11 protein-coding genes are annotated in these 10,459 nt (G+C 60.6%); 8 read left to right on the forward strand and 3 right to left on the reverse strand.

Annotated elements, in window-relative coordinates:
• On the forward strand, positions 1-502 hold a 502-nt coding region (locus tag VJ604_RS11070; protein WP_324082472.1), incomplete at its 5' end, for an alpha-isopropylmalate synthase regulatory domain-containing protein.
• Positions 503-862: 360 nt separating this feature from the next.
• On the opposite strand, the gene VJ604_RS11075 is transcribed toward VJ604_RS11070, so the two are convergent.
• Positions 863-1,807, reverse strand: a complete 945-nt coding sequence (locus VJ604_RS11075; protein WP_324082474.1) for a homocysteine S-methyltransferase family protein — start codon at positions 1,805-1,807, stop codon at positions 863-865.
• Between the two features lie 285 nt (positions 1,808-2,092).
• Between VJ604_RS11075 and VJ604_RS11080 the strand changes: the two genes are divergently transcribed.
• Positions 2,093-2,257 carry a hypothetical protein gene (locus VJ604_RS11080; RefSeq protein WP_324082476.1) on the forward strand — a complete coding sequence of 55 codons (165 nt, stop codon included), beginning with the start codon at positions 2,093-2,095 and terminating at the stop codon, positions 2,255-2,257.
• Between the two features lie 177 nt (positions 2,258-2,434).
• Here the strand turns inward: VJ604_RS11080 and VJ604_RS11085 are convergent, their stop codons facing one another.
• Together VJ604_RS11085 and VJ604_RS11090 are read right to left on the reverse strand one after the other, a co-directional pair.
• A complete protein-coding gene (locus tag VJ604_RS11085; RefSeq protein WP_135871471.1) occupies positions 2,435-2,638 on the reverse strand; it encodes a cold-shock protein in 204 nt (67 codons plus the stop codon).
• A 450-nt stretch (positions 2,639-3,088) separates the two neighbouring features.
• Complete coding sequence (locus VJ604_RS11090; protein WP_324082480.1) at positions 3,089-4,117, reverse strand: LOG family protein; 1,029 nt, start codon at positions 4,115-4,117, stop codon at positions 3,089-3,091.
• A 169-nt stretch (positions 4,118-4,286) separates the two neighbouring features.
• Between VJ604_RS11090 and VJ604_RS11095 the strand changes: the two genes are divergently transcribed.
• The 6 genes from VJ604_RS11095 to VJ604_RS11120 form a co-directional block, all read left to right on the forward strand.
• Positions 4,287-5,570 (forward strand): 3-isopropylmalate dehydratase large subunit, encoded by a 1,284-nt coding sequence (locus VJ604_RS11095; RefSeq protein ID WP_324082481.1) that lies wholly within the window; start codon positions 4,287-4,289, stop codon positions 5,568-5,570.
• A gap of 23 nt (positions 5,571-5,593) precedes the next feature.
• On the forward strand, positions 5,594-6,121 hold the full coding sequence (locus VJ604_RS11100; protein WP_324082484.1) for a 3-isopropylmalate dehydratase small subunit: 528 nt from the start codon (positions 5,594-5,596) through the stop codon (positions 6,119-6,121).
• Between the two features lie 183 nt (positions 6,122-6,304).
• On the forward strand, positions 6,305-7,762 hold the full coding sequence (locus tag VJ604_RS11105) for a hypothetical protein (protein WP_324082486.1): 1,458 nt from the start codon (positions 6,305-6,307) through the stop codon (positions 7,760-7,762).
• The gene (locus VJ604_RS11110; protein ID WP_324082488.1) at positions 7,759-8,535 is read left to right on the forward strand and encodes an MlaE family ABC transporter permease; all 777 of its coding nucleotides are present in this window, start codon (positions 7,759-7,761) and stop codon (positions 8,533-8,535) included. The genes VJ604_RS11105 and VJ604_RS11110 overlap by 4 nt, the downstream gene beginning before the upstream one ends.
• 21 nt (positions 8,536-8,556) lie before the next feature.
• Entirely contained in the window at positions 8,557-9,627 is a 1,071-nt protein-coding gene (locus tag VJ604_RS11115; protein ID WP_324082490.1) for an MlaD family protein, read from the forward strand.
• 188 nt (positions 9,628-9,815) lie between these two features.
• A partial coding sequence (locus VJ604_RS11120; RefSeq protein ID WP_324082493.1) for a carotenoid biosynthesis protein occupies positions 9,816-10,459 on the forward strand: 644 nt, incomplete at its 3' end.

A 10,459-nucleotide genomic window follows, 5' to 3' on the forward strand; every position in this document is an offset into this window, starting at 1 on the left:
GTTAGGTCACGAACTGGACGAGGATAACCTGAACAAGGCGTTCACCCGCTTCAAGGCGCTGGCCGACCTGAAGAAAGAGGTGTACGACGAGGACCTGGACGCCATCGTGGCCGACGAGGTGATGAGGGTAAGCGAGAAGTACAAGCTCTCCCACATCACCGTGACCTGCGGCTCCTTCGCCGTGGCCACCGCCACCGTGCAGATGGAGATCGACGGGGTGCAGGTGAGGACCGCTGAACTGGGCGACGGCCCGGTCGACGCCACCCTGAAGGCGATCAAGAAGCTCGCCAAGGTCGATCCCAAGCTGGTCCAGTACAACGTCGGCTCCATCACCGGCGGTACCGACGCCCAGGGCGAGGTAACCGTCCGTGTGGCCGAGGGCGAGCGCACCGTGATCGGCCGCGGCGCCTCCACCGACATCATCGAGGCCTCCGCCAAGGCGTACATCGACGCTCTTAACCGGCTCCACTTCGCCACCAACCGGGACATCGAGCCGCTGTAAGGGCCTTCCACTTTCCCTCGCCCCTTCGGGGGAGAGGGGAGACTATCTACAGATACAACGTGAACGGGGAGCCTTCTGGCTCCCCGTTTCAATTTATGCTGCCGCTCACCCTTCCTTTGAATACCAGGGCTTCACTGTTCCTAGCCCGTTCCCGCTCTCCCTCTCCCGAAGGGGGAGGGCCGGGGAGGGGGAACTCAGCTGGCATCGGCACCAGGTTAACCATCCTTACCGTACGACCGGCCTTCCGTCATCCCTTGCGCGAAGTTACCTTTTATGCCACTAAAAAAAGCAAATCCCCCCTGTCCCCCCTGTATCAAGGGGGGGACGCAGCGCGGGGGCTATGGAGATGGAAGTCCTTCCTCAACTCCGGTCCGCTACAAGTTGCGCCGCCAGTGCCGCTATGTGCCGGTCATCGGTCCCGCAGCAGCCACCGAGGATTTTCAATCCCAGTTCCCGGCCGAGCGCCGCAACGGTGCTGCCGAAGACGGCAGGCTCTTCCTCCACCAAGTTGGTGCTGTCGTTCAACTCTTCCGGGCTTAAGGCGGCGGTGTTGGCCATCACGCCGATTACCCGCTCCCGGACCAGCGCCGAAGAGTTCTCCTCGTGCAGCAGCGCCGACCGGGCAAAGGATGCGTGGGTGCAGTTGATCATGTACGCCAGGGGACGAGGGGAGGCGGCGGCGTCGATGGCGGCGACCGCTTCTTTCAACGGAGTTCCGTCCAGCAGGGTGCCCTGGGGCCGGACCACGAAGCTGATCACGTAGGGGCTGCCGGTGGATGCGTAGGCCAGGGCAAGTCCGGTCGCCTCGCTTAAGGCGGGGAGGGTGGCGGCCAGCAGGAAGTCGACCGTGGCCTGTGCGAGCTGGTCTGCCTGCCAGCTGTGGAAGGTGCGCGCATCTTCCACTGAGAGGGCGTCGGCAGGATTGTAGGCGTCACCCCGGCAGCCCATCAGCCCGCAGATGATGATCTGCTCGCCGTAGCTGCCGTACTCCTTGCGCAGCGAGTCCAGGAATGCGACGTTGTCGCCGTTGACGTCGGTCCCTTCCAGGCCGGCATTGGCAATCCGCTCCCGGCTGGCCCGCCAGGTCGGCGTCGACATCAGGATCGGCAATCCGAAGCGCTGACCGATGTCCAGGTACTGTCGGCAGATCCCTTCCAGGGCCTTACGTTTTTGCTCCTGGTAGATGAAGGTGGAGTTGACCAGGAACGGGTCGAGTTCCAACCCGGGGGACCGGCGCAGCCGCTCGATGACGGCACCCTCGCCAAGGATGGTCGGTGAGTTTGCAAGAAGTTCCGGAAAGGCCATGGCTCGCTCCTATGGGGCATGGAGGGGAAGGGGACAGGCACCTGCGGAGCCAGTCTCCCTGGTCATCAAGGGAAAAGGCACCTGCGGAGCCAGTCCCCACAGGGGTGCAAATTAGCTGCTGAAATTAACGTCAGCTTGCTTAATTTTGCATCCTGCCACGAACCGGCAATTTTTACCATTCATTTCATTTCAGCGAGTTAGACGCTGGCACGTCCTATGCTGTATCTGTCACATACGGACGCCTGGAGAAAAGGGCGGTGTGATTTCGGGTGCAGGAGGCTGGCTATGAAAACCTATCACTACACCAAACCACCGAGAAAAGATCTGGCGGAACACGAGGGCGGTGCCGATGAGGCACCCAAGCTGGAGGTCGCGGAGGGGAGCTTCGACAGGGCGGCTTACGAATGGAACAACGCCCTGCTGCTCGCGGCGGAGAGGATGTGGAGGTGAGGCGAACCTCGTCGGTGCCGAAAAAAACAATCCAGAGGTAGTTCACGAGTAGCTGCTTCTTGTCCGTCAGCTAACCGAGTGAATCGACCAAGCCGGCAACCCGCAAAAATACCTTCAAAAAAAGGAACCCCGTGGAGAGCGCTCCCCACGGGGTTCTTTCGCTAACGGAGCCTGGAGCTAGCCAAGCTTCTTGACGTTGGCTGCCTGCAGGCCTTTCGGACCGTTGGTGACGTCGAAGGAAACGGCTTCGCCTTCAGCGAGGGATTTGAAGCCGTCCCCGGTGATGGCGGAGAAGTGCACAAACACGTCCTCACCGTTCTCCTGCTCGATGAAACCAAACCCTTTAGCGTCGTTGAACCATTTAACCTTGCCCTGTGCCATTGTTCTGCCTCCTTTTTGTTACCTCCGGATCTCTGCCGGATCTACGTTTTTGCTGCTTCCGGAGTGGCCTTCTCAACGGCACAAAGGGTAGTCCTCTTTGGCTTTTCGGCGCGTCATTCTCGGAAACCAGCGGCTGGTGAAAAAATTAACATCGTATAATAAGCTTGTCAAGAAAATATTTTGTTCATAACTTTTTTTTGGCACGCGGAAATAGGGCGAATGTAATCGCGGGGTTGGGGGACAGGAGGTCTCGGGACGGCGCGCCAGGAGCCAAATGAAGTGGTCAATGACGGTGCTGGAAGGTGAGGCGGCAAGCTGGGCCGCTCGCCCGATTTGGTCCTTTGCCGGGCGAGCGGCAGGAGGGTGGGTACATCTCTCTACCCCGTTCAGAGGGTTGGAAATGTTAATGTGTTTTTATTAAATCAGAAAACCGCGGGTGGCGAGGGACGATCAGAAGGTATTGATACGGCGGATGAATGCCATCAGCAGACCGTAATGCTGGCGGTGGAAGTTGAAGGCGATCCGGGGCAGGTCGAGCAGGTCCGGCTCGTCGGCCTCCTCCGGGCGCGCGCTGATCGCCTCGATGCGGCTTCCCGATAGTCTCAGCTCCGGGAACTCGTTCTCCAGCATCTCGATCTGCTCAGGGGTGATCTCTTTGGTGAGCCTGATGATGAGCTCGCCGTTCACGAACCTGATCGAGTGGTAGTTGATGTAGAAGTCCTCGATCACCTGCACCGCCTCGTCCACGCTCTTGGTGATGGTGAAGATCGAGAAATCCTCCGGCGAAATGAAGCCCATCACCAGCAGCCTCTCCTTCACGAACCTGAAGAAGTGCTCCCAGTAGCCGTCGTCGGTATCGACCAGCACCATCGGCTTGGGCGACGTCTTGCCGGTCTGGATCAGGGTAAACACTTCCATCGCCTCGTCGAGGGTGCCGAACCCTCCCGGGAAGACGGCGATGGCGTCGGCCTCCTTCACGAAGGCGACCTTCCTGTTGAAGAAGTACTTGTAGGTGATCAGGCGCGGGTTCTTCAGCATGACCACGTTGGCGCTCTGCTCGAAGGGGAGCTTGATGTTGGCGGCGAAGGATGCCTCGCTTCCCGCCCCCTCGTTGCCGGCCTGCATGATGCCGCCGCCACCGCCGGTGATAACCATGAACCCCTGGTCCGCCAGTTTCCTGCCGAACTGCACGCATTTCTTGTACATCGGCTCATGCGGTTCGGTACGGGCGGAGCCGAAGATGGTCACCTTCTTCTTATGCCGATAGGGCGCGAACACGAGCGTCGTGTAGCGCATCTCCTTCATGGTGTTGCTGAGCAGCTTCAGGTCTGCCAGGTAATCGGTGTCCTGTCCGGCCTTGAGGGCGGAGATGATCATCTCGCGCACGATGGAGGGGTGGTGGATTCCGCCTGCCTTTTCGAGGAGTTGTTCGATCAGTGTGTCTATTTCGGTGTTGGTTCTGGTGAAGCGCAGTTGCATTTGCCGGGACTCCCCTGTTAGAATAGGCGGCTAGTATAGCATGACCAAAGCCTGAGGCAAATGTTTAATAACATTGAACAATTATTAGGATTGATTTGTGGTTTGCATTTGGTTTATTGTGTCGGCTAGATAACTCCATTCCACCCTACGTAAAAGGAAAGCGCCAGATATGGGTATGACCACCGCTCAGAAGATTTTTGCAGCGCACCTCGTCGATGAGCCCTTCGCCGGGACCAAGGTGCTGAAGGTTGACGTGGTGATGTGCCACGAAATCACCACCCCCATCGCCATCGCCGATCTTATGGCGCGTGGCAAGGACCGCGTCTTCAATCCGGACCGCATCAAGGCGGTCATCGACCACGTGACCCCCAGCAAGGACTCCAAGACCGCCACCCAGGCCAAGATGCTCAGGGACTGGGCTCGTCGCCACGATATCAAGGACTTCTTCGACGTCGGCGCCAACGGCGTCTGCCACGCCATCTTCCCGGAGAAAGGTTTCATCCGCCCGGGCAACACCGTGATCATGGGCGACTCCCACACCTGCACCCACGGTGCCTTCGGCGCCTTCGCGGCCGGCGTGGGAACCACCGACCTGGAAGTCGGCATCCTGAAAGGGGTCTGCGCCTTCCGTGAGCCGAAGACCATCAGGGTCAACCTGAACGGTACCCTCCCCAAGGGGGTCTTCGCCAAGGACGCCATCCTGCGCGTGATTGGCTACCTGGGGGTGAACGGCGCCACCGACCGCGTCATCGAGTTCGGCGGCCCGATCGTCCAAGGGATGTCGATGGAATCCAGGATGACCCTGTGCAACATGGCCATCGAGGCGGGGGGCACCTCCGGCATCTGCATGCCGGACCAGGTTACCGTCGACTACCTCTGGCCCTTCATCTCCGGCGAGTTCGCCTCAAAGGAAGAGGCGGTGAAAGCCTACAGCGTCTGGTGCTCCGACGCCGACGCCGAGTACGAGAAGGTGATCGACCTCGACCTCTCCGACCTGGCACCGCTCTGCACCTTCGACTACAAACCGGACCAGGTGAAGACCGTGGCCGAGATGGAAGGAACCCCCATCGACCAGGTCTACATCGGCTCCTGCACCAACGGCCGCATCGAGGACCTGCGGATCGCCGCCCAGGTGCTGAAAGGTAAGAAGCTCGCCCCGCACGTGCGCGGCATCCTGTCGCCGGCCACCCCGCAGATCTTCAAGCAGGCCACCGCCGAGGGGCTGATCGACATCTTCATGGAAGCCGGTTTCTGCGTGACCAACCCGACCTGCGGCGCCTGCCTCGGCATGAGCAACGGCGTGCTGGCGGAAGGCGAAGTCTGCGCCTCGACCACCAACCGCAACTTCATGGGACGAATGGGGAAAGGTGGCATGGTTCACCTGCTCTCCCCGGCTACGGCCGCCGCCTCCGCCATCGAGGGTAAGCTTGCTGACCCGCGCAAATACCTCTAATTGACCACAAGGAGACCGAAGATATGAAGAGTTTTGGCGGCCCGGCCCTCTTTCTGGACCGTAGCGATATCAACACCGACGAAATCATCCCGGCCAAGTACCTGACCGAGATCACCAAGGAAGACCTGAAACCGTACCTGCTCGAGGACCTGAAGCTTCCCGGCTTCGACCCCAAGTCCGAGAAGACCAGGAGCGCCGGCGTGGTCGTTTCCCGCGCCAACTTCGGCTGCGGCTCCTCCCGCGAGCACGCTCCCTGGGTGTTCGAGGTCAACGGCATGTACGCCGTGATCGCGGAGTCCTTCGCCCGCATCTTCCGGCAGAACATGTTCAACTGCGGCATGGCGGCCATCGAGCTCTCCGCCGAGCAGATCGACCGGCTCTTCACCTACGCCGGTGCCGCCGACGCGGCCATCCAGGTGGACGTGGAGAACCAGCGCCTCACCATCAGCGGCGGCGGCCGTACCGACACCGTCGAGTTCGACATCTCCCCCTTCGACAAGGCGCTGGTCCTGGCCGGCGGCTGGGTCGACTACGCGGACGGCAAATACTAAGGCCGGCTTCGGCATAGCTTGAATGCGAGGAGGCAGAGACTGTGGTTTCTGCCTCCTTTCTTTTTCAGGCAACCTCTCAACTGAAGGTTTAGGCGCTTAACACATTATTTTTATTGACTATGCCTAATTGCAGCGGTTACTATCCCACCTTATGTCTGCAATGAAAGGTTATTTCTGAGTTTGATGACTCTATTTCGACTTGTAATAGCGGCTCTGCTCGCCCTGGTTGCCTTCGCCCCGGCTTGCGGTGCCGAGGAGCCGGATAAGGGAACCATCTTCACCCTGTGGCCGCTGGTCGATTACCGCACCAGCCCGGCCGAAGGGTTCAAGAACCTCTCCCTGTTAGGGCCGCTCATAAAGATCGAGTCGAAGGGGGATGAGCGGACCACCGCCTTCCGCCCGCTGTTTTACCGGGAAGACCACCTGAAGGACAAGGCCACCTCGACCTACTTCCTCTACCCCGCGGCCTTCTTCGACACCACCCCGGCGGCGGATACCTACGAGGTGCTGCAGCTCTTCCGGGTCAACAACTACCGAAAGGACGAGGAGGCGGCCAAGGAGCGGACCACCACGCTCTTCCCCTTCTACATCGCCGGCCACTCGCCCGAGCATGGCGACTACCGGTCGGTGTTCCCCTTCTACGGGGACATCTACGGCCGCTTCTGGCGCGACGAATACCACTTCGTGATGTTCCCGCTCTACGGGAGCACCGTGAACAAGGGGACCACCACCCGGCATTACCTGTGGCCCGTCTTCTCCACCACCAGCGGCGAGAAGGAAACAGGCTTCGAGATGTTCCCGCTCTATGGGCAGTCCCACAAGGAGGGGGTCTACAGCAAGCGCTACTTCTTGTGGCCGATCTTCACCAAGTGGAAGATCGGGCTCAACACGGACAACCCGAAGGAGGAGACCACCGCGTGGCCGCTCTACGGCAGCGTCGAGTCTCCCAAGATGAGCAAGCGCAGCTACCTTTGGCCCTTCTTCGGCTACACCGATCAGCGGGAGAAGAAGTTCCACGAGACTGACTGGTTCTGGCCGTTCATCGTCACCATCCGCGGCGAGAAGCGCAACGAGAACCGTTTCCTGCCCATCTACTCGTCGGACGAGTTCGAGGACGGTGAGCGGCACTGGTACCTGTGGCCGCTCTACCGGCATGAGGTGATCCACTCCAAGGACTTCGACCGCGAATCGGATCGGGTGCTCTTTTTCCTGTACCGGGCCAGCCGGGAAACCTGGCCCAAGGACGGCTCCGTCCGGATCAGGCGGAACGTCTGGCCGCTTTTCCAGTACGAGCAGAAGCCGAGCGGGAACTCCTCCTTCTCTTTCCCCGCACCGGTCGAGTCCATCCTCTTCGAGAGCGACGGGGTTGAGAAGGAGTGGGCGCCGCTGTGGCGGCTTTTCCAGTACCGCTGGGACCCGGACGGCAACTCCGCCGCCTCCGTGTTGTGGAACCTCTACTGGCACGAGAAGCGCGGCGAGGAGCTCGCCTACGAGCTGTTCCCGCTGGTTTCCTATCGCGGCCTCAAAGGTTCCAGCGAGTTCAAGCTCTTGAAAGGTTTGATCAGCCTGAAGTCGAACGACCAGGAGCGCCAGCTCTGTCTGTTCTGGCTGCCGTTCGGGCCGAAATGGGGGGGGAAGTGACCAAATTCATGGAGCCGCTGGGCAAGAGGATCCTCTATTTCCACCAGATATTGGGGGAAATGGTCATCCTGCTCGGCAGGATCATCTACTTCTTCCGGGAGGCGCCCCGCAATGTGCAGAGCATCCTGACCCAGATGGCCATCATCGGCTACGACACGCTGCCGGTCGCCTCGGTCATGGCCTTCTTCGTGGGGATGGTGCTCGCCCTGCAGACGGGGGTCGAGCTGCAGAAGTACGGCGGCCAGAACATCATCGGCGCTATCGTCGGCCATTCCATGGTGCGAGAACTCGGACCGGTGATGACCAGCTTCCTGGTGGCCGGCCGCGTAGGCTCCGCCATGGCGGCCGAGCTCGGCGTCATGACGGTCTACGAGGAGATCGACGCCCTGCGCACCCTCGACATCGACCCGGTCCGCTACCTCGCCATGCCGCGCTTCATCGCCTGCATCATCTGTGTGCCGGCGCTGGTCATCTACTCGGACTGCATCGGGATCGTGGGCGGTGCGCTGATCAGCAACCTGCATCCGCAGATCTTCGTTTCTTACGCGACCTATTACGACAGCCTCACCGCTGCGCTCAAGGTGAAGGAGATCGGCACCGGCCTCACCAAGGCGGTGGTGTTCGGCTCCATCGTGTCGCTGGTCGCCTGCTACGTCGGCTTCGCTACCTCCGGAGGCGCCAGGGGGATCGGCCAGTCGACCACCAGGGCGGTGGTCCTGTCGTTCATGCTGATCCTGATCGCGGACTACTTCCTGACGAGGCTTCTGTTATAGTGATTGTTCCTTGGAGGGTTTATGGCTCTATCCGTTGAAAAAAAGGTCGGCATGTTCTTCGTGCTGGGCCTCGTCATCCTCGGGATACTGCTGGAGGTGGGGGAGAAGTGGAATCCCTTCCAGCAGAACGTCCATTATAAGACCTATCTCTCCAGCATCACCGGATTGAAGGTCGGCGACCAGGTTCGCCTGGCCGGCGTCGACGTCGGCCGGATCACCGATATCTCCGTCCTCACCGACAAGATCCAGATCGATTTCGAGGTGAAGCCGGGGACCCGGATCAAGACCGACACGGTGGCAAGCCTCAGGCTGACCAACCTGTTGGGTGGGCAGTTCCTCGGACTCTCCTTCGGCTCGCCCAGCGCACCGCTTCTGGAGCCGGGGGGCACCGTCAAGGGCAAGGACGTCGCCAACATCGACATCATCGTCGACAACCTGAGCGACGTGGTGAAAGACGCCCGGACCCTGGTCACCAACCTGAACAAGAACCAGGAGGAGGTGCTGCACAAGGTCTCCAGCATCCTGGACGACAACCGCGGCAACCTGAGGGAGGCGCTCTCCAACATCAACAGCATCACGGCCAAGGTCGACCATGGCGAAGGCTCCATCGCGATGCTGTTGAACAACGGCGAGCTCTACCGGGATGCCCAGAGCACGGTCGCCACCCTGAACCGGATGGCAGGCAAGATCGAGCGGGGCGAGGGGACGCTGGGCAAGCTGGTGAACGACGACAAGATGTACAACGACGCCTCCGCGGTGATGGCAGATTTGAAGGTCGGGGTGAAGGACCTGAATGCCACTCTGCATGACACGAAGGAGATCGCGGCCAAGATCAACCGCGGCGAAGGTACCCTGGGCAAGCTGGTGCAGGATGATACGCTCTACACCGACCTGCGTGACACCACCAAGAACATCAAGGAGATCAGCCAGAAGATCAATTCCGGCCAGGGGACCATCGGTCGACTGGTGAACGAGGACCAGCTCTATCGCGACACCACCGCCACCCTGAAGAAGGCGGAGCGCGCAATGGAAGGCCTTGGCGACACCGGCCCGATCTCGGTCATCGGCTCCATCGTGGGGACGCTCTTCTAGCGTAATAGGCGCCCTGAGCGTGTCGCATCCAGGAGCTTACACCATCTTCCGCCAACTCTCCCTCGCCCTCTCGGAGAGGGTTGGGGTGAGGGGAGCCGGCGATTGCAGGGACTACCCCAAAAGGCAAATCCCCCTGTCCCCCCTTTAACAAGGGGGGGAGTGAAATTCCTGTTTGATAGGTTGTCTGCATGACCAACATGATCGACATCGCGGTAGGGACGGTCACCATGCGTCCCTACGTGTTCGCTTTTTTTGCAAGTTACCTGGTGGCGGCGGTGCTGCACCTGGGGTGGCGCAAGACCATCTGGTTCACCATTTTCGGCTACCTGATCGCCTTCGCCTCCGAGTACTCCTCCATCAACAACGGCTTTCCCTATGGCTGGTACTACTACATCGAAGCCACCCGCGGCAAGGAGCTGTGGATAGCCGGCGTGCCATTCTTCGACTCGCTTTCCTACGTATTCCTCTGCTACTGCAGCTACGCCACCGCCCTGCTGGTGCTTTCGCCGGTAAAGTGGAGCAACGGCAACCTCGTGTTGCTGGAGACCGGTCGCCTGCGCCGCTCGTTCTCCGCGCTGCTTTTGGGCTCGCTGTTCCAGGTCTTCCTGGACATCGTGACCGACCCGGTGGCGCTGCAGGGGCACCGCTGGTTCCTCGGGCAGATCTACGGCTATCGCGAGGTGGGAACCCACTTCGGCGTTCCCTTCTCCAACTATCTCGGCTGGTGGCTGGTGAGCGCCCTGATGATCGGCGCCCTGCAACTGGTCGACCGCTACGCCGGCAGGGGAGAGGCGAGACCCGCGGGGGTCGCCGCCGCTCCCTTCCGCTGCCT

The organism is Geomonas sp. (assembly GCF_035254065.1).
Lineage (GTDB): Bacteria > Desulfobacterota > Desulfuromonadia > Geobacterales > Geobacteraceae > Geomonas.